This window comes from Brevibacterium yomogidense (assembly GCF_016107685.1).
Lineage (GTDB): Bacteria > Actinomycetota > Actinomycetes > Actinomycetales > Brevibacteriaceae > Brevibacterium > Brevibacterium yomogidense.
In genome coordinates, this window is sequence record NZ_JABASY010000001.1 from 377,511 (window position 1) to 397,087 (window position 19,577).

Annotated in this window: 19 protein-coding genes; 13 read left to right on the forward strand and 6 right to left on the reverse strand. The window is 67.9% G+C overall.

Annotated features, from left to right (window positions below; all coding sequences use genetic code 11):
* The first annotated feature begins 28 nt into the window (after window positions 1-28).
* Both JFC09_RS01605 and JFC09_RS01610 read left to right on the forward strand, forming a co-directional pair.
* Complete coding sequence (locus JFC09_RS01605; protein ID WP_198392756.1) at window positions 29-931, forward strand: arsenic resistance protein; 903 nt, start codon at window positions 29-31, stop codon at window positions 929-931.
* A 90-nt stretch (window positions 932-1,021) separates the two neighbouring features.
* The gene (locus JFC09_RS01610) at window positions 1,022-1,963 is read left to right on the forward strand and encodes an ornithine cyclodeaminase family protein (RefSeq protein WP_198392228.1); all 942 of its coding nucleotides are present in this window, start codon (window positions 1,022-1,024) and stop codon (window positions 1,961-1,963) included.
* On the opposite strand, the gene JFC09_RS01615 is transcribed toward JFC09_RS01610, so the two are convergent.
* On the reverse strand, window positions 1,923-3,008 hold the full coding sequence (locus JFC09_RS01615; RefSeq protein WP_198392229.1) for an alpha/beta fold hydrolase: 1,086 nt from the start codon (window positions 3,006-3,008) through the stop codon (window positions 1,923-1,925). The two genes, JFC09_RS01610 and JFC09_RS01615, sit on opposite strands and share 41 nt — an antisense overlap.
* 56 nt (window positions 3,009-3,064) lie before the next feature.
* Here JFC09_RS01615 and JFC09_RS01620 point away from each other — a divergent pair, with 56 nt between their 5' ends.
* The gene (locus tag JFC09_RS01620) at window positions 3,065-3,691 is read left to right on the forward strand and encodes a TetR/AcrR family transcriptional regulator (protein WP_198392230.1); all 627 of its coding nucleotides are present in this window, start codon (window positions 3,065-3,067) and stop codon (window positions 3,689-3,691) included.
* A 189-nt stretch (window positions 3,692-3,880) separates the two neighbouring features.
* On the forward strand, window positions 3,881-4,663 hold the full coding sequence (locus JFC09_RS01625; RefSeq protein ID WP_198392231.1) for a CPBP family intramembrane glutamic endopeptidase: 783 nt from the start codon (window positions 3,881-3,883) through the stop codon (window positions 4,661-4,663).
* Window positions 4,664-4,732: 69 nt separating this feature from the next.
* On the opposite strand, the gene JFC09_RS01630 is transcribed toward JFC09_RS01625, so the two are convergent.
* On the reverse strand, window positions 4,733-6,010 hold the full coding sequence (locus JFC09_RS01630; RefSeq protein WP_198392232.1) for an MFS transporter: 1,278 nt from the start codon (window positions 6,008-6,010) through the stop codon (window positions 4,733-4,735).
* 184 nt (window positions 6,011-6,194) lie between these two features.
* Here JFC09_RS01630 and JFC09_RS01635 point away from each other — a divergent pair, with 184 nt between their 5' ends.
* The gene (locus tag JFC09_RS01635; RefSeq protein WP_332839611.1) at window positions 6,195-6,869 is read left to right on the forward strand and encodes a GntR family transcriptional regulator; all 675 of its coding nucleotides are present in this window, start codon (window positions 6,195-6,197) and stop codon (window positions 6,867-6,869) included.
* A gap of 77 nt (window positions 6,870-6,946) precedes the next feature.
* Here JFC09_RS01635 and JFC09_RS01640 read toward each other — a convergent pair whose 3' ends face one another.
* Window positions 6,947-8,005 (reverse strand): YeiH family protein, encoded by a 1,059-nt coding sequence (locus JFC09_RS01640; protein WP_232483008.1) that lies wholly within the window; start codon window positions 8,003-8,005, stop codon window positions 6,947-6,949.
* Window positions 8,006-8,076: 71 nt separating this feature from the next.
* On the opposite strand from JFC09_RS01640, the gene JFC09_RS01645 reads away from it, so the two are divergent.
* From JFC09_RS01645 to JFC09_RS01680, 8 genes are all read left to right on the forward strand, one after another.
* Window positions 8,077-9,003, forward strand: coding sequence for a LysR family transcriptional regulator (locus tag JFC09_RS01645; protein ID WP_198392234.1), 927 nt, complete (start codon window positions 8,077-8,079; stop codon window positions 9,001-9,003).
* Window positions 9,004-9,105: 102 nt separating this feature from the next.
* On the forward strand, window positions 9,106-10,062 hold the full coding sequence (locus tag JFC09_RS01650; RefSeq protein WP_198392235.1) for a phosphotriesterase family protein: 957 nt from the start codon (window positions 9,106-9,108) through the stop codon (window positions 10,060-10,062).
* Between the two features lie 158 nt (window positions 10,063-10,220).
* A complete protein-coding gene (locus JFC09_RS01655) occupies window positions 10,221-11,534 on the forward strand; it encodes an amidase (RefSeq protein WP_198392236.1) in 1,314 nt (437 codons plus the stop codon).
* Between the two features lie 131 nt (window positions 11,535-11,665).
* On the forward strand, window positions 11,666-12,484 hold the full coding sequence (locus tag JFC09_RS01660) for an enoyl-CoA hydratase-related protein (protein WP_198392237.1): 819 nt from the start codon (window positions 11,666-11,668) through the stop codon (window positions 12,482-12,484).
* A 17-nt stretch (window positions 12,485-12,501) separates the two neighbouring features.
* Complete coding sequence (locus JFC09_RS01665; RefSeq protein WP_198392238.1) at window positions 12,502-13,647, forward strand: acyl-CoA dehydrogenase family protein; 1,146 nt, start codon at window positions 12,502-12,504, stop codon at window positions 13,645-13,647.
* Window positions 13,648-13,729: 82 nt separating this feature from the next.
* Window positions 13,730-14,476: an SDR family NAD(P)-dependent oxidoreductase gene (locus tag JFC09_RS01670; RefSeq protein ID WP_198392239.1), complete on the forward strand. Its 747-nt coding sequence runs from the start codon at window positions 13,730-13,732 to the stop codon at window positions 14,474-14,476.
* A gap of 120 nt (window positions 14,477-14,596) precedes the next feature.
* Window positions 14,597-16,297 (forward strand): AMP-binding protein, encoded by a 1,701-nt coding sequence (locus JFC09_RS01675; RefSeq protein WP_198392240.1) that lies wholly within the window; start codon window positions 14,597-14,599, stop codon window positions 16,295-16,297.
* A gap of 40 nt (window positions 16,298-16,337) precedes the next feature.
* Complete coding sequence (locus JFC09_RS01680; RefSeq protein ID WP_198392241.1) at window positions 16,338-17,003, forward strand: TetR/AcrR family transcriptional regulator; 666 nt, start codon at window positions 16,338-16,340, stop codon at window positions 17,001-17,003.
* 735 nt (window positions 17,004-17,738) lie between these two features.
* On the opposite strand, the gene JFC09_RS01685 is transcribed toward JFC09_RS01680, so the two are convergent.
* From JFC09_RS01685 to JFC09_RS01695, 3 genes are all read right to left on the reverse strand, one after another.
* Window positions 17,739-17,969 (reverse strand): hypothetical protein, encoded by a 231-nt coding sequence (locus JFC09_RS01685; protein ID WP_198392242.1) that lies wholly within the window; start codon window positions 17,967-17,969, stop codon window positions 17,739-17,741.
* Between the two features lie 216 nt (window positions 17,970-18,185).
* Entirely contained in the window at window positions 18,186-18,806 is a 621-nt protein-coding gene (locus JFC09_RS01690; protein WP_198392243.1) for a TetR/AcrR family transcriptional regulator, read from the reverse strand.
* Between the two features lie 104 nt (window positions 18,807-18,910).
* Window positions 18,911-19,510, reverse strand: coding sequence for an ABC transporter permease (locus JFC09_RS01695; RefSeq protein WP_198392244.1), 600 nt, complete (start codon window positions 19,508-19,510; stop codon window positions 18,911-18,913).
* Between the last annotated feature and the right edge of the window lie 67 nt (window positions 19,511-19,577).

The window sequence follows — 19,577 nt, forward strand, 5'->3', positions numbered from 1 at the left end:
GCACCAGGTGCCGCTCTACCTGCTCGCCATGGTGGTCGCGGCCGCCGTGGGCCTCACGGTCCCTCCGGTCGCTGCCCCCGCCGAGGCCGCGATCACCCCGGTGCTGGGCCTGCTCCTCTATGCGACGTTCCTGGGTGTGCCCTTCGGCTCACTCACCGCCGCACTGCGTGAGGGGCGGTTCCTCGCGACCGTCCTCGTCGTGAACTTCGCGGTCGTGCCGGGCATCGTGCTCGTGCTGTCGCGGATCGTCGCACACGACGAGGCCCTGCTGGTGGGAGTGCTGTTCGTCCTGCTCACACCCTGCATCGACTACGTCCTCGCATTCACGCGGCTGGCGGGAGGTGCGCACGCTCGTCTGCTGGCGATGACACCCCTCCTCATGCTCGTCCAGATCGCTCTCCTGCCCGCCTACCTCGTGCTGTTCGTGGGGTCCGAGGTCGTGGGGGCAGTGGAGTTCGCCCCCTTCGCCGAGGCGTTCGTCCTCCTCATCGTGATCCCGCTGCTGGCCGCTGCCCTCACGCAGGCGGTCGCGGCACGCTCCGAGGCCGGCCTCCGCTGGGAGCAGGGCGTCGCGGGGGCGATGGTGCCGCTCATGATGCTCACGCTCGCGGTCGTCGTCGCCTCCCAGATCGCGGGCGTAGGGGCACGGGTCGGTTCGCTCCTGCTCGCGGTCCCCGTCTACGTCCTCTTCGCCGTGGTCATGGTTCCCATCGGGATCATCGCGGGACGAGTCGCGCGGCTCGACGTCCCCGGCACCCGTGCCGTCGTCTTCAGCGCTGCCACGCGGAACTCGCTGGTCGTCCTGCCGCTGGTCCTGGCGCTGCCCGCCCGCTACGACCTGGCACCCCTGGTGGTCGTCACCCAGACACTCGTCGAGCTCATCGCGATGGTCGTGTTCGTGCGTCTCGTCCCGCGCCTGGTGCGAGCCTGAGACACTGAGGGGAGCAGTGACCGGGGCGAGAGCCCGGGCACGGATCCGTCAGCGTGACCGGCAGCGGCCGGTCGGAGGGGGAGGTCGCACATGAGCGTCCAGGTCATCAGCGAAGACGTCTCGCAGGCACTCGTCGATGAGGCGCTCGCGCTGGAATCGGCCAGGGAGGCGTTCATCGCCTCCGTCACGGACGGCACCGTCTACCCGGTCGTCGTCGCGCCGGTCACCGACGAAGGCCATCGCTTCACCGTGAAGTCCGGTGCGAGCGGCACCTCCGCGGTCATCAAGGTCGGCAGCTACTGGCCGGGCAACGAGGCTCACGGGCTGGCCAACCACGGCTCGTCGGTCATCCTCCTCCACCCGGACACGGGACGCCTGCGTGCGGTCGTCGAAGCGGCGGCCGGCAACGCCTTCCGCACTGCGGCAGCCGACGCACTCGCCGTGCAGACCCTCGCCCGCGAGGATTCCCGTGTGCTCACGGTGATCGGCACCGGCCACCAGGCCCGCTACGAGGCCCGCGCCGCCTTCCGTGTGCGCGACTTCGACCGCGTGATCGTCGCGGGCCGCCGGCCCGAGGCCGCACAGACGATGGCGGGCGAGCTGCGGGAGCTGCTGGGGGCCTCGGGCGCGGGATCCTTCACCGTCGAGGCCGCAGGCATCGAAGAGGCCGTCCGGCAGGCCGACGTCGTTGTCACCGCGACGAACGCGATGGCACCCGTCATCGACGCGGACTGGGTGCGCCCGGGCACACACGTCTCCGCCATGGGCGCCGACGGTTCCGGTAAGCAGGAGCTCGGCCCGGCGCTCTACGAGCGCGCCGCACTCTTCTGCGACCTGCCGGACCAGTCGCGGGCGATCGGCGAGTTCTCGCACGCCGCGCCCGAGGTCCCGGTCACCGCACTGGGATCCGTCCTCACCGGGGACGCCCCCGGCCGCACGGACCCGGAGCAGATCACCGTCTTCGACAGCTCCGGCTTCGCACTGCAGGACCTCACGTTCGCGGAGGCGATCCTGCGCGCTGCCGCTGCCTGAGACTCCGTGTGAAGACGGCGATGTCGCGCGCGATCTCATCGGGGTGCTCACCGTTGATCGCGTGCGACGCGTCGGGATACACGTGGACGGACTCCGCACCGAATGCCGCGCGTGCGGTGGAGGCGGCGACCGCCGTGTCATTCATGACCGACCGTCCCGCGAGCAGAGCGAGGACCGGCACGTCGATGTCTGCCAGGTCGTCCTCCGGGATGCGGGTGGGCGCGGGCAGACGCAGCCGATAGTGCTGCATCCCCGCCTCGATCATGCGGGCCACCGGTACGTCCTCGACGGGTGCACCGCCTGCGGTGTAGGACGAGAACGCATCCCGCCACGATCGGGGCGTCCACGGCACACTCACCGGGATCGTCCGCAGGATCGTGGCGAGAGGGATGTCCGAGAAGACGAACGGTGGGTCGAGGAGGGTGAGCGCTGCGACGTGCTCGGTGGAGTGGAGCGCGAGGTTCACCGCCGACCAGCCGCCGATCGACAGACCGACGAGGTGGAACCGGTCCTCCGGGAGCCCCGCGAGGGTCTGATCGAGCCACGCGGCCTGATCCGCCTCCGTCTCGAGGGGCTTCTCCTGGATGCTCCTGCCCGGCTCACCCAGCAGGTCGAGCGCGTAGACGTCGCCGATGACCTGCAGCGACGGCAGGTTGTCCGCCCACACCGGCACTCCGGAGCTGCGTCCGGGGATGAGTACGAGGGGGTCGACCGGTGCTGCCGGGGTGTCTTCGGAGCGGGTGCCGGTGGGTTCGGTCGGTTCGGGATCGTCCCCGTCGGTGCGCGTCGACGCGAAGCGGTAGACCCGCACCAGCCCGTAGTCGGTGCGCACGTCGAGGGTCTCGTCAGGTTCCGGCAGATCCGTGAACGCGGAGTCGTATGCCCGGAGGTAGCGGTCGTGGCCCTCCGGGCTGTCCCAGTGCCCCACGGGTGAAGGGGTGCGCAGTGCGCAGATCGTCGCGACTGTGAGGACGGCAAGGACGGTGAGCGCGGCGGCCGCCTTCCTGCGGCGGGACCACGGCGTCCGGTGCGTCCACTGCTTCATGGCTCCTCATCTAACCGATCGGTCAGTGATTCAACCGTAAGGTAAGATGCGCAGTCATGACAAGGGAGAACGGGCAGGATGCCCTCCGCGCTGAGGGACGACGTTCGCGCACTTTCACGGAGCAGGCCCGCCGGGAGCAGCTGCTGGAAGCTACCGTCGACCAGATCGCGACGCGTGGATACGGGGGCGCATCGCTCGCACGGATCGCGGAGGCCGCAGGCATCACGAAGGCCGCAGTCCTCTACCACGTCGGTTCGAAGGACGCGCTGGTGAGCGCGGCGTACGCGCACGTGCTCGACGCCCTCGTGTCGTCCGTGGGCGCCGCGGTCGAACAGGCGACCGTCGTCGACCGGCCCGCCACCTACATCCGCGCGATGATCGCCCATCTGCGGGACCACCCTCAGCACACCGGCGTCCTCACGGAGGTGGGGATGGAGAAGGGCTTCGACCACGCCCGTGAAGAGCGGTGGGAGCCGCTCGCGGGTCTCCTCGGAGCCGCCGCGTCCGCCCGCCCGTCCGATGGGACCACTCTGCCCGCGGGCGATGTACGTGGGGGAGGGGACTCCCGTGCGCTCGCCGTCATCATCGGCGGGGCGATCGACGGCATCGTGGCGGAGCGACTCGACGACGACTTCGACGTGGACGCCGCTGCGGATCTGCTCGTCTCCATGCTGCCGACCTGAGAGAGGCACCCTTAGCTCACCCGCAGCGTCATCCCGGAGGATGACGCCGGAGGATGACGCAAGGCCACGCCACACCGCGATGATTCGTACGGGAGCCGGACGACAGGCCGCGGGTGATGGTGGAGACTTGAGTCGCTTCACACGCCTCGCCCTATGACACGCCCCGCCCGATCACACGAAAGCACCTCGATGACCGCTGCCCGCTCCACCGCCGCCTCCACCTCCCGCCGCTTCACCGAACTCGTCCGTGCGGAGGAGCTGCCCACCCGTCTCACCTGGCATGCGCGCGACACGATCGCCGTGCTCGTGATCCCCGCGACGTTCTTCGCGTACTACATCGCCCGCATGATGAGTGCTGAGGCGGAGGTGATCGGCACGATCGACGTCTCGCTGCGGATCCTCTTCTTCGTCGTCCTGGTCGTCGCGAACGCAGAGATGCTCGCCCGGCACTGGCGGGCGTTCTGGACGGCGAAGTGGCGCAGCCTCGGACTCGTCGCAGTGGGCCTCGTGGTCGTTCAGGCTGTCATCAGCGTGCTGAGTGCGCTGCTGCGTCCCCTCACGGAAGGTGTTCCGGATGCCGCCTCCCGGATCACCGTCGATCCGGACGCGGCCCTTTTGCTGCTGCTGTTCCTGTCGCTGGGGCCCACCGTCACCGCCCTCATCGAGGACTTCGTCTTCCGGCACACCCTGCTGCTCGGGCTGCCGGTGTGGTCGAACAAGACGCTCGCTGCCTGCGCCATCCTCATCAACGCCCTGCTGTTCGGGGCGATCCACTACGAGAACTTCGGCGGGCACCTCCTCCTCACCCTGTCCTACGCGGGGGCGGGCCTTGTCATGAACCTCGTCTACCTGTGGACGCGCAACATCTGGCACGTGCTACTCATGCACGGGCTCAACAACTTCCTTCTGGGCGGACCGCTCATCGTCCTGTTCGTGCACTGGCTGGGTGCCGCGGTGGGGTCGGGAATCTGACCCTGGCTGGAGGCGGTCGCTCCGGAGCCAGGGCGCTTGCCCGTCTGCATGCGCCTGGCCACCGGACGGCTACCGGGCGGTGGCGGAGATCGTCTCCCGGGCCTCGGCGGAAGCCTGGGACCGGCGGCGGGCCAGCAGGGCGAAGACGATGTTGACGAGCAGGACGACGGCGGCGAGGACATTGATGAGGAAGAATCCGCCCAGCTGGAGGGCGGTGCCCGCGAACGCGGCCATGAGTGCCCCACCCAGGTTCATCGCAGAGTCCGACATCCCCTGCAGGGGGACCCGCATGCGGTCGTTCACGCTCTTCACCAGCAGCGACGACCCGCCGATGAGGAACATCGACCAGCCGACCCCCAGCAGGAAGAGCGCGACGTTGAGGATGGCGAAGTTCGAGGTGGGCAGCAGCGAATCGTAGATTCCCAGCGCGACCGTCACGGTGTAGACCACCGCGCCCGCGGTGATGACGGCCCGGGGCCCCCACTTGTCCGACATCCAGCCGAACACGGGGGAGAACACGTACATGCCGAGGATGTGGATGCTCACGACGATGCCCACCGCTGTGAGGTCGAACTCCTGATGGTCCATGTGGACCGGTGTCATGACCATTACGTTCGTCATGATCATCTGCCCTGTGATGACCGTGATGACGGCGTAGCGGGCGAGGGGCTGGCTCAGGAGGTAGCGCAGCGCCTCGCCGAACCGGGGGCGGTCCTGCGGAGCGGAGCGTGCCGTCGTCTCCTGGTCCCCGGTGGGATGCGTGAGGGCGTGGCGCTCAGGGGTGAGGGTGAACGCGGCGGCGGCCGCGAGCGCGAAGCAGCCCATCGAGATGAGGTACGGACCGGCGAGCGGGTTCATGCCCAGGGCGTCGCCCATGCGTGAGCCCGGCTCCGTGAAGTTCGGTCCCAGCACGGACCCGACCGTCGTCGCCCAGATGACGATCGACATGGCCTGTCCCGGCTTCGCGGGGTTCGCCGTGTCCGAGGCGGCATAGCGGGCCTGCAGACCGGCTGCGGTCGACGACCCGCACAGCATCATGCCGAACATGAAGAGGGGGAGGAAGCCCACCGCGACACCGGTGAGGACGATGGCCGCTCCCAGTGTGCCCGTGCCGAACCCCAGGGTCAGCGCGGTCCTGCGGCCGTACCGCGAGGCGAGGGTGGACAGCGGGTAGGCGACGAGCCCGGCACCCAGGATGACGCTCATCTGGGCGAAGCCCGCCATCGCGGTCTTCCCGGAGATCTGCTCCGCGAGCAGGCCGCCCACCGCGTAGCCGGATGCGATCCCCGCACCGGAGAACAGCTGCGCCGTGAACAGCTTGGCGAGGGTGAGTTTCTGTGATGACACGAGGGGAGGTCCTTCAGCGGGGCAGACGGGCGGGCTTCTGGGATACAAGATGGATCCTACATCGCGTCGCACTGTTGCGGAAAGGCCAGGGGCGTCCCGATGTGTGGAGGCAGGATGGTCGGGTGATACTGGGTGGACGATCCCGCGGGACGAGCCGACGGGTCGAGCGAAGGGGAGTGGACTGGTGAAGGCCGAAGTTCCGTCCGCGCCGGGCGATTCGTCCGCCGCGGGACGCGCGTATCGGAACCTTCGCGACGCGATCCTCGAAGGCGAGTTCGCGGCGGGGGAGATGCTGGGCGAGAGCGGGCTCGCGGAGCGACTGGGCATGAGCCGCACACCCGTGCGCGCCGCGCTGGTGCGTCTGCAGGAAGAGCAGTGGGTGACGATCTACCCCAAGCGCGGCGCACTGGTGAACGGCCTGAGCGAACGGGACATCGAGGAGATCGCGGACGCCCGCTACGTCCTCGAGGCCGCCGCCGTGCAGCGTGCCACCCCCGGGATGATCGAGAAGCTGCTGCCGCGGCTGGAGGAATCGCTCGTGGACCAGGCGGACGCGCTGGCCGCCGGTGACCTGCGGCGGTTCATCGACTGCACGACCGGCTTCCACCGGATGTTCGTGGAGGCGAGCGGCAACGTCATCCTGCAGGAGATGAGCGATCGGCTGGCCGACCGCCGCCGGTACATGCTGTTCCGACAGGGCGAGCGGCTCATCGAGCGCCGCGAGGAGATGCTCGCGGAGCACCGGGCGCTCATCGACGCACTGCGGGCGGAGGACGTCGCACTGTTCGCGGAGACCCTCCGCACACACCTGCGCGACACCCACGACGCGGCGGTCGAACGCCTCACGTTCGTGCCGTGAGGCGTTCGACGCACTGAGGAACGACCCGGCGACGCGTGTGGTCTGATCCTGCAGCAGCGGTGCGGCGGGGTACCACCTCACGTAGCAAGGAGGATGCCGCCCAGCGCGAGTCCCGCAACGAGCAGTGTCGACAGGGCGGCGAGGACGAACGGTCGCGGCCCCACCGCGACGAGCGCCTTCACCTTCACCCCCAGGCCCAGCGCGAACATCGCGGTGGACAGGAGCAGGGTCTGGGCGATGCCCGCGGTGGTGAGCACCGCCTCGGGCACGGGGACGAACGACCGCACGACGACCATCGCGAGGAAGCCCGCGACGAACAGCGGCACCAGCGGCGGGAGCGAGGCCCTGCGGTCCTCACTCGCCGTGCGGCGGGCCTGCAAGCTGAGCACCGCGATGACGGGGGCGAGCATGAGGACGCGCGCCAGCTTGACGATCACCGCGACAGCGAGCGCACCGCCGCCCAGCACACCACCGGCCGCGACGACCTGCGCGACCTCGTGGATGGAGCCTCCCGCCCACAGGCCGGCCGTCGTGGAGTCGAAGCCGATGAGCCCGGCGGTGAGGGGCAGGAGCGGGATCATGAGGGTGCCGAAGAGGACGACGAGCGCGACGGCCGTGACGACGTCCTCGTCGTTCTTCTGCTCCGGGTCGACGACACCCGCGACCGCGCCGACGGCGGCGGCACCGCAGATCGAGAACCCGCACGCGACGAGGACGGTGAGCACCCGGGACATGCCGAGCGCCCGGCCGATCGCGATGGTCCCCAGGATGCCGAGCGCCACGATCGCCACGACGACCGCGATCATGCCCGCACCCAGACCCACGATGTCACCCAGCACGACCTGCAGCCCCAGCAGCACGATGCCCGCCCGCAGGACCGTCTTCGCGCTGAACGTGATGCCCGGGGCCGTCGACTGCGGCAGCGGCACGAGGTTGCCGACGACGATGCCCACGACGATCGCGATGAGGAGCGGGCTCACCCCCGGCAGGAAGGTCCCGACGACGGTGGCGGCGATACCTGCAGCCGTGCAGAGCGCCAGCCCCGGGAGCCGCATGCGGAAGGCGCCGGCGGTCTGAGCGCGGCGGGTGCGGGGTGCGGTTGCGGGATCGTGTGTCGCGGGGAGGGGTGTGCTCATGGGGTCGACTCTTCCAACTGGGAGGGGGCGCCGGTAGACGGCAGAATCGCACCGGGGCATATCATTCTGATATGTCATCTGAGCATGGGGTCGACGGCGGGCATCCTCGACCGGTCGATCTGCCGAACCTGCAGGCGCTCGCCCTCTTCGTCGCTGTCGTCGACGAGGGGAGTCTGGGCGCGGGTGCGCGCAGGATGTCGATCCATCAGCCGAATGCGAGCCGCCTCATCTCCCGGCTCGAGGCCGATGCCGCGACCCCGTTGCTCGACCGCCATCCGCGTGGCTCCCGACCGACACCGGCGGGACTCGTCTACGCTGCGCACGCGCGGGAACTGCTCGAAGCAGCCGACCATTTCACGGAATGGCTGAGCATCGCCCGCAACGACGAGGCTCCGGAACTGCGGGTGGGGGCGAGCATGACGATCGCGGAGCACCTGGTGCCCGTCTGGCTGACCGAACTGCGGAAGCGCACGCCGGGCACCCGTGTCCACCTGGAGGTGGAGAACTCGACGCAGGTCATCGATGACGTGCGGGCGGGCCGCCTGCGACTGGGGTTCGTCGAGACGCCGCACGTCCCGCACGACGTCCACGCCCACGTCGTCGCGGAGGACGAGCTGATGCTCGTGATCGCTCCCCACCATCCGTGGGCAGAGCGGACCGACCCTGTCGGGATGGAGGAGCTGGCGGCGACCCCGCTGGTCGTGCGCGAAGACGGTTCGGGGACGCGGGAGGCGCTCGAGGCGGTGGTCGGCGAAGGTGCACAGGCACCGCCCGCTCTGGTGCTGGGCAGCAACGCGGCGGTTCGCATCGCGGTGGCGTCCGGGGCGGGCCCCGCGGTGCTGAGCGCGCGCGCCGTGCAGGCGCAGCTGAACACGGGTGAGCTGCTGCGGGTCCCGCTGGCGGGCGCCGGCCTGCGCAGGTCCTTCACCGCCGTGTGGAAGGGTCCCCGGCGTCTCACCGGAGCGGCTGCGGATCTTGTCGCAGTAGCCGAGGCGTGACGGACCCGACCGGTCGGGTCCGGGCCGGGAGGTAGCCTTGTGCTGTGCGTCACAGAGTCGTGGCGCCTGTGGACGGGCACGGACGCCCGGAGGAGGTCAGACATGGTCGCGGTGCAGACGGTGAAGGGTCCGATCGACAGCGCGCAGCTGGGACGCACGTACGCGCACGAGCACGTGTTCGTCCTGGGGGAGGAGCACAGGCTCAACTACCAGGACTGGGACGAGGACGCGATGGTCGAGCAGGCGGTCGCGGACCTCACGGAGCTCAAGCGGCTGGGGATCGACACGATCATGGACCCCACCGTGCTGGGGCTGGGACGGTACATCCCCCGCATCCAGCAGATCGCGGATCGGGTCGACCTCACCATCGTCGTCGCGACGGGCCTGTACACGTACAACGAGATCCCGTTCCAGTTCCACTACACCGGTCCCGGCCTGCTCTTCGACCAGCCGGAACCGCTCACGGAGCTGTTCGTGAAAGACCTCACGGAGGGCATCGCGGACACCGGGGTGCGTGCGGCGTTCCTCAAGTGCGCGATCGAGGAACAGGGGATGACGCCCGGTGTCGAGCGGGTCATGCGGGCCGTCGGGCAGGCGCACGTGCGCACCGGTGCGCCCATCACCGTCCACACGAATCCGCACACGCGCTCCGGGCTGGATGCGCAGCGGGTGCTTCGTGAGGAGGGCGTCGACCTCACGAAGGTCGTCATCGGGCATTCGGGGGATTCGACGGACGTCGACTACCTCAAGGAGGTCGCGGACGCGGGGTCGATCCTGGGGATGGACCGGTTCGGCCTGGACGTCCTCCTGCCGTTCGAGCAGCGGGTCGACACCGTGGCACGGCTGGCGGCTGAAGGGTACACGGATCGGATGGTGCTCGCCCACGACGCCGCGTGCTTCATCGACTGGTTCGATCCGGAGGCGAAGCGGCAGGCGGTGCCGCAGTGGAACTACCGCCACATCACGGAGGACGTCCTGCCGGCGCTGCGGGAGCGCGGCGTAACGGAGGAGCAGATCGACACGATGCTGGTGGACAACATCCGCCGGTACTTCGAGTAGGGGCCGGTGAGCACAGGGAGGGGTGACCGCTGGTCCGTCGCTGAGCGACAGGCCCTCCAGGGTATTCTCCTCCCGCACCTGACGTCGGATGGGTTCCCGCCCATTCCTTGAAGTGAGGTATCACTGTGGGGAGTGTTCGGTGCGATGAAGGGGTGGTCATGGTGGGTGGGAACGACACGGGCGGGCGCAGCATGCCGAGCGGAGTGCCCTCGATCGATGAGGTGCTCACGGTCCTCGAGGACCGGTCCGTGGGCCTCAACGCGATCACCGTCACGACGGAGGACCGCGCGCGGACCCTCGCTGCGCGGAGTGCGGACCGTGTCGCAGCTGGCAAGCCGAGCCGCCCGCTCGAGGGCGTCGCCGTCGCAGTGAAGGACGTCATCGACATCGAGAGGTATCCGACGTCGATGGGCTCCGCCGTCGACACGGGCCGCGGGGAGCTCACGACCGCCCCCGTCGTCACCGCGCTCGAAGAGGCCGGCGCGCTCACCGTCGCGAAGACCAACTGTCAGGAGTTCTCCTACGGGATCCTGGGCGAGGAGAGCGTGTTCGGCCCGGTCGTCAACCCCCGGGGCGCGGACCTGTGCACTGCCGGTTCCAGCTCCGGTTCGACAGCGCTCGTGGCTGCGGGTGCGGTCCCCCTGGCCGTCGGGACTGACACCGCCGGCTCCGTCCGGATCCCCGCCGCGTGCACCGGCACCATCGGGTTCAAGCCGACCTTCGGTCTGGTTCCCGTCTACGGCGTGTTCCCCCTGGCGCACTCGTGCGACACCGTCGGCTTCTTCGCGCTCGACATCGACCTCATCCGTCAGGCCTTCCTCACGACCCGGATCGAGGGAGGCTGTCCCGTCGCCGTGGCCGGAGTCGGGGTGCCGCCGGGTCGTTCCGCCCACTCCGACGGATCTGCTCGCCGGATCCTCACGGCGGGCGACGATTCCGCGGCGGGCCGGCTCCTGGCATCCGTCATCGACGAATCCCTGCGCCTGTACGAGGTGCTCCGGAAGTACGAGGCCTACCAGGTGCACCGTGAGTTCCTCGAGACTCAAGGTGACCGGTACCAGCCTGTCGTCCGTCAGCGGGCGCTCCTGGGCGAGGACATCACCACCGCACAGTACGAGGAGGCCCGCGCGGGGCAGACCGCACTGCGGGAATCCGCGCTGCGACTCTTCGACGACGCGGACGTCATCCGCACTCCTGCGATGGAGGTGGCAGTCCCCACGTGGGCCGAGGTCGGATCCGAGCACCGCGACGCCTTCACCCGGTACTCCACACCGTTCAACGTGCTGGGGTGGCCCGCGATCACCGTGCCGGTCGCGGGAGACGCGGTCGACGCAGACGGCGCACTCACGACGACCGGAGGGGCGGGGGTCGAGAAGGCCGGTACCCTTCCGGAGTCCGTCCAGTTCGCCGCAGCACCGGGCGAGGACCTCGAACTCCTCGCGTTCGCGGAGGAGTTCCTCCGGGGCGCCTGACGACTCGTACGTTTTCTGAATCGTCTTGCCCCAACCTCTTGACGCCGCGCGTGAACTCATGTTCACTTAATGTGAACATAGATTCACTCAGCGTCGCGGATCACCCGCATCCGTGACAGAGGGAGGCGACGATGCCCACCGACACACCACAGGTCCCCGATTTCGAGGATGTCCTCTACGAGGTCGAGGAGACTTTCGCGGTCATCACGATCAACCGTCCGGAGGCGTTCAACGCGTTCCGCTCGCAGACGATCGACGAGCTGATCGAAGCGTTCACGTTCGCGTGGGGCGACACCCGCGTCCGCTCGATCATCCTGACCGGATCAGGCGAGAAGGCGTTCTGCGCGGGCGGCGACGTCAAGCAGAAGGCGGCCACCGGCGACTACGGTCCCAGTCGGTACGGCATGTTCCGCGTGTCCGAGCTCCACAAGCTCATCCGCGACGTGCCCAAGCCCGTCATCGCCGCCGTCAACGGTGTCGCGGTGGGCGGCGGGCACGTCCTCCATGTCCTCTGCGACATCAGCTATGCGGCCGAACACGCTCGCTTCGGCCAGGCCGGGCCCAAGGTTGGGTCGTTCGACGCCGGGTTCGGCACCGCGTTCCTCGCCCGCGTCGTCGGGGAGAAGCGAGCGCGGGAGATCTGGTACTTCACGGAGCTCATGGACGCGCAGAAGGCGGAGCGCTGGGGCCTCGTCAACGACATCGTCCCCGGTGAGGAGCTGCTGGACTTCGCGAAGGAACGCGCCCGTGCGCTGGGCCGTCAGGCCCCCACCGCCCTGCGCTTCCTCAAGCAGTCCTTCAACGCGGACTCCGACCACCAGACGGGCTTCACCCACCTGGCCATGAGTGCGCTGGACCTCTACCAGCACTCACCGGAGTCGCACGAGGGTGCCGCCGCCTTCTCAGAGAAGCGCGCCGCGGACTTCACCCCCTACGTCAACGGGTTCTGACCCTCAGGAGCACCACCATGGACTTCAGCATCACTCCCGAGGCGCAGGCGCTCGTCGACACCGCCGCCGGGTTCGAGGAGCGGCTCATCACGGAGGCCCGCGACCGGGAGGCCGCAGGCCGGATCGGGGCGGACCTCACCCGGGAGATGGGCCGGGCAGGCCTCATCGCACCGGAACTGGACCGGGACCTCGGCGGTGGTGGCCTCACGAAGGTGACGGCCGGCCTCATCACCGAGGCCGTCGCCCGGGGCGACCTCACGGTCGCGTACCTGCAGGTGGTCGGCTCGCTGCTGGGGCAGATCATCGCGCGGAACGCCGCACCCGAGGTCGCAGCCCACTACTGCGGGCTCATCACGTCCGGGGAGGGCACCGTCGCGATCGGCCTGTCGGAACCCGGTGCCGGCTCCGATGCCGGCAACCCGTCCGTCACGGCCCGCCGCGACGGGGACGACTGGATCGTCAACGGCACGAAGTCGATGTCGTTGGCACTCACCTCGACCGCCACCGTCATCTTCGCCCGCACCGACCCGGATGCGGGCAGGGGCAAGGGGATCTCCGCGTTCCTCGTCGACCTCGACGCGCGGGGCGTCACCCGAACGGCGGTGACCGACATGGGGCAGGCGGCCGTCGCCCGCGGCCTCGTCGACTTCCAGGACGTCCGCGTGCCTGCTGACCACCTGCTGGGCGCGGAGGGCGCCGCGTTCACCGAGGTCATGCAGGGGTTCGACTTCTCCCGCGCACTCATCGGCCTGCAGTGCACCGGCACCGCGGCACGCGCGATCGAGGACACGTGGGAGTACGTGAAGAACCGGGAGGCGTTCGACCAGCCGCTGTCGAAGTTCCAGGGAGTCGCGTTCCCCCTGGCGGAAGCGGAGACGAAGATGGCCGCCGCCCGCATGCTCTGCCTCAACACGCTGTGGCTGGGCGACGAGGACTTCCCGCACACGTCCCAGGCGGCGATGTGCAAGTGGTGGGCACCGCTCGAGGCCTACCACGCAGTCCACCAGTGCCTGCTGCTCCATGGCCAGAACGGCTACATGACCAGCAGAGACGTCGAGAAGCGGATGCGCGACGTGCTGGGCATGCAGATAGGCGACGGCACCGCCCAGATCATGAAGCTCGTCATCGCCCGGCAGTCCGCCGGCCGCGCCTACGCCCCCTGACACATCCACACTCGCCCGCACAGTGACCCACCCCGACGCGGGCCCGCACCCCGACCACACATCACCGTCCGAGGAGGACACCATGTCCGCACTGCAGAACCGCATCATCATCGTCACCGGCGCCGCGTCCGGGATCGGCAGGGGCATCGCGACCCGCCTGGCAGCCGACGGCGCGACCGTCGTCGTCGCCGACCTCGACGAGACGAAGTCGCAGGAGACCGCCGCGGAACTGGGCAACGACTCGATCGGCATCGCCACCGACGTGACGGACCGCGCCGCCGTCGACGCGATGACGGCGGCCGTCGTCAAACGGTTCGGCCGCATCGACACGCTCGTGAACAACGCCGGCTGGGACAAGGTCGAGCCGTTCATGGAATCGACCCCGCAGACGTGGGACCGCGTCCTCGCGATCAATCTCATCGGCACGCTGCACTGCACGCAGTCGGCCGCCGCCCACATGATCGAGGCCGGATCCGGCAGTGTCGTGAGCATCGGCTCCGACGCGGGACGCGTGGGCTCGACCGGTGAAGCGGTGTACTCCGCGGCGAAGGGCGGCATCATCTCCTTCACGAAGACGTTCGCCCGTGAGGTCGCCCGGAACGGGATCAGCGCGAACTGCGTCTGCCCCGGACCTGCGGACACACCGCTGTTCGCGGAGATCTCCGCGGACAATCCCAAGCTGCGCACCGCGCTGGAGCGGGCGATCCCGATGCGCCGCCTCGCCCAGCCGGAGGACCTCGCGAACGCCGTCGCGTTCTTCGCCCGCCCCGATTCCGCCTACATCACCGGTCAGACCCTGTCCGTCTCCGGCGGACTCACGATGGCCTGACCCGGCCCTCCCACCGCCGCCGAGGCCCCGGTCCCCTCCCGGGACCGGGCCGACCGGCCGGATGGGGCTCCACAGGACCCCTCACACGAGCAGATCGCAGCGCAAAGGAGCACTGAGACCATGCCCACCACCTTCGACACCCGACTCACAGCAGAACTCATCGACCAGCACACCTCCACCGGAGCCTGGGAGAACCGCCTCCTCCTCGACCACCTCGAGGAATGGGCGCAGAAGACCCCGGGCACCGCCGTGATCCACGACCCCTACGGATCCCACACCTACGCGCAGCTCCACGATGACGTGGACACGTGCGCACGCGCGTTCGTCGCAGCCGGAGTGCAGGCGGGCGACGTCATCGGGATCCAGCTGCCCAACTGGTACGAATGGGTGGTCATCCACCTCGCCGCGCAGAAGGCCGGCGCCGTGACGAACGGACTCATCCCCATCTACCGCGACCGGGAGATCGGGTACATGGCGAAGAAGGCGCAGGTCAGCGTCCTCGTCGTGCCCGGCACGTTCCGCAGGTTCGACTACACCGCGATGATCGATCGCCTGAGACCAAACCTGCCCGACCTGCGCCTCACCGTCGTCCTCGACGCACCCGGAGAGGAACCGTTCACGGCCCGCGACGGATTCGTGCGGTGGGACGACTTCCTGGCCGGCACCTCGGGCGCGGTGGCGGAAGGGGACGTGGAGCTGGGAGGCTCCGGCACCTCGACGGCGGACGTGGACTGGGCCGCACGGCGGCCGGAGCCGAACGACGTGGGCCTCATCCTCTTCACCTCCGGCACCACCGGGGACCCGAAGGGGGTCATGCACACGCACAACTCGGTGCTGTCCGCCGCACTGCCGTGGCCGGATGGGCTGGGACTGGGGGAGGGGTCGGTCATCCACATGGCATCGACCTTCGGCCACCTCACCGGCTACATGTACGGGGTGTGCCTGCCGCTGCTGGTGGGCGGGACCGGTGTCTACCAGGACGTGTGGGACGGGGAGGAATTCGTGCGGCTCGTCGGCGAGCACGGGATCCAGCACACCTCCGGAGCGACACCCTTCCTCCACGACCTCCTCGAAGCGGCGAAGACGACCAGCGGGGACCTGTCCAGCCTCCGGCACTTCTGCTGCATGGGCGCACCCATCCCCCGCCTCATGGTGCACGAGGCGACGCAGCTGATCCCCAGCATGAGCGTGTTCGGCGGATGGGGGCAGACGGAGTGCGGGCTCGTGACGATGACCGCGCCCACGGACTCCGCGGACAAGGTGACGTCGACGGACGGCCGGGCGCTGGGGGACATGGAGGTGCGGACCGTCGACCCGCTGGGTGAGGTCGTACCCGCCGGGACGGAAGGAGCCGTGCAGGTGAGAGGCCCGTTCCTGTTCGTCGGATACCTGGGCGAACCGGATCTCACCGCGGAGACGTTCGTCGGGGACTGGCTGGACACCGGCGACCTCGCGATCATGGACGAGGACGGCTTCATCAGACTGAGCGGGCGGACGAAGGACATCATCATCCGCGGAGGCGAGAACATCCCCGTCGCCTACGTGGAGAACGTCCTCTACGAGCACCCGGCGATCGAGACGGTCGCCGTGGTGGGCGTCCCGCACCCACGGCTGCAGGAGATCGCGTGCGCTGCCGTGACGGTGAAGGCCGGCCAGGAGCTCACGTTCGACGGGATGAAGGAATTCCTCGAGAGCAAGGGCGTGGCGAAGCAGTACTGGCCGGAGGAGCTGCGCATCCTCGAGGAGTTCCCCCGCACACCCAGCGGGAAGATCCAGAAGTTCAAGATCCGCGACGAGGTAACGTCCCGTACGGGGGAGTGACTCACGCTTCCCCACACGCGAACGGCCGAAGGGAGACCACGTGAGCATCGGTGGAGCGGACGTGTCCGCGGCCGTGCAGGGCGCCCGCGCGGAGCTGCGCGGTAGGCAGATCGTCGACGCCGCGATCGGCCTCATGCAGGAGAAGGGGTCGAACGCCGTCTCCATGCAGGCGATCGCCCGCGCCGCAGGAGTGAGCGTGGGACTGCTCTACAAGTACTTCTCCGACAAGGAGCAGATCCTCCTGGCCGTCATCACCCGCGTGCTGGGCGCGTTCCGCACGCGGGTGCCCCGGGCTGTCGAAGGTGTGCAGGATCCGGTGGTGGCGGTCGTGGAGGCGTTCGCGGAGTTCTGCCGGGCGGTCGACGACCACCGTCACGCAGTGGTGCTCACGTACAGGGAGTCGCGGTCGCTGTCACGGGACGGGCTCACGGAGGTGCAGCGGCAGGAGATCGAGACGCTGGAACCGCTGGTGAGCGCTGTCCGCGGTGCGGTGGATGCGGGAGACCTGCGGGACGTGCCGCCCGAACTGTTCGCCTATGACCTGCTGGTGCTCGCGCACACGTGGGCTCTCAAGAACTGGTACTTCCAGGCGCAGGGCGTCGGACTCGACGAGTATGTGGACATGCAGGTGCGGACCGTCGTGCTGGGTGCACTCACGGACGAGGCACGGGCGCGATGGCTGCGCCATGCGCAGTCGACGCGGTGAGGTGCCTGAACTGGAGCAGGATCAGTAAGGCTGGGCCATGGTGATGGGCTGAGTCAACCCAGCTGGTGGCAGGAGCCCATGTCATGTCCGGGACCGCATCACCACTGATCGCCGGGTCAACCAGCGCACGAATCTTTCGCAGAGCGTCTGACATGTCTGCGACATCGCGGATCGCCGGTACCTGACCCTTCATCGTGATGAAGTCCGCCTCCCACGTTTGCGGAGGTAAGCACGTAGTGGACGACCGGAGTCCGGGCTGGTGCAGCCGGTATTGGAAATCGGTTCGAAGAGGAGCAAGATCCGTCGTTCGTAGCACCTGCTCAGCCACGTGACACTTGGAGGGCTGACCGCGGTCACAGACAGCGGAGCAGTTGTGTCGTCCGACGACATGGAAAGCTGCAGTCGTACTGTCGAAGTCGATATCACTCCAACCTCAGACGGGCGATACACCTGGACCACGAAAGGCAACACAACTACACCGAACCGACTCTGACGCCCAGCCGTCTCCTAGCTGTGGACGAAGCGCGGTGTTGACCATATGCCACGACGCGCTGAGAACCACAGCGACCTGGGCGATAGGCCAGCAGGTCGATAACGATCGACTTCAATGCCCACAGAACCCCCAGCTGAGAGAACTTCGCTCGAGGATCCGCTGTCTGAAACATGTCTTGGAGCTACAAGCAGCGGCAGTAGGGCACCGATTTCTACGCACACCCGCGTTGGGATGGAGGGCTGTCACCACCGGCAGTTGCGCGAGCGGGCGATCGTCCCTCGCGGCGCGCCTACGAAATCGAAGGCGTGGCAGAAATCGTCCGGCTCGATCACCCGGCATTCGAAGAGAGCGTAAGGCGCGGTGGCGTCCTGCCCGGTGGCGGTGAGATCAAGCCTATTCAGGAGGCAGAAGGTATAAGGATCGGGCGTGGCGAAGTTCGGCTTCGAAACCTTCCACGTGGTGAGTGTCAGCACTTCTATCTTCAGGGAGACTTCAACGTCTATCCAGACAACGACGCGCCGACGCGTGATGGGCCGCCGGCTAAACCCTCAATTACGAAGAGCCGCTTTAGTGCGTCAAAGTTCGCCGTCAGATCCAGTCAACGACAACACAAACTTTCTTGGCGCAAAGTAGCAGACTGTCAACGAACTTCTGACATATCACAGTGACCCCGGTGGTTTCGGCAGTCACTAATTCGATGGGCGGGGGTCTTTTGCCCGGCTTGATGTCAGGAGTAGTGCGTGGGTGGTGCGGATCATGATTGCGGTTGCTTCTCGAACCGTAAGTGCCAAGTCGTCCCGACTCCCCATCCACGTTGGCCAAGTGCATGCGACAAGCAGAGCAGTGACCAGCAAATCCGCATCCTCGGAAGCTTCGGCGATTTCAGGGGCGAAGGTCAATCCAAGATCAGTGCGCAACCGGGCATTGTGCCGCGCCCGGTTCTGGCGGAGCTGAGGCGAGAATGGTAGCCGTGCTTGAGCAGCGCGAGAGGCGCCTGCGATCGATTCGAGCATTTGTGCGCGCTGCTGACAAAACCGTTCGACTCTTTCGTCGAGCGGTAGGTCTGCTGGCACCGGCTCGTATTCTGCGTACTGGATGGCTAATGTCTGCTCGCCAGTAGCTGCGAAGAGATTCTCCAGGTCAGGAAAGTGGGTGAAGAGTGCCCGCGTCGAAATGCCGGCACGGCGGGCAATCTCGACGGCAGTCGGCCTGAGATTGCCTTCTAGCATCAGATCCATGTTTGCATCGACGATCGCTTGCCGGGTCCGCTGCGACCGCAGCGTACGACCATCAATTCGCGATGCGGCCATATCACTACTGGTCCCCAATGTTAACCTCTTTTTCCTTCAAGTCTTGTCATAAGGCAGTCCTATCTGTTTGCTTGTGCGACCGTAGGGAGACGAGCCATCCAACTCTAAACCACGATGACTTCTTTCTCGGTACGGGTGTCGAGTGCTGAGGCCGTGCTCATTCGGTCCCGTAGCGCATCGCCGAGGTGGTAGACGCATAGCACCACGATGCCCAGAAGGATGCCAGGAGGAAGGATTAACAGCGGTGCGCTGAGAATGTTCCCGTAGGCCTCGTTAAGATCGCTTCCCCAGCTCGGGGTCGGGCGTTGGGGGCCGAGGCCGAGGAATGCCATAGCGCCTTGGATGACGAAGGTCAAGCCGGTATAGATAGTCAGCTGGATCACGACCGGCCGCAGGGCTTCGGGCAGGACATGCCGCACGATAAGGATCGGAGTGGGAACGCCGGATAACCGGGAACTTGCGACGAAGTCTTTGTCCCGGACGACGAGAACTCCGGCTCGAGTCAGCACCGCCGTATTGGGGGCAAGTACCAGCCCAACAGCGATCATTGAAGTGACGAGACCGGAACCAAGTGATCCGGTGATCGCAATAGCAAGGACCAGTAGGGGGAACGCTATCATTATGTCGCTGAGACGCATCAGCACACTACCGACGTATCGCGGCCAGAATCCCGCAATGGTACCCCACGGAATACCGAGGATCATGGCGACGCCAACGGCGATAGCGACTCCTCCGAACGCGTTCCGTCCACCCCATATCAGGCGACTGAGT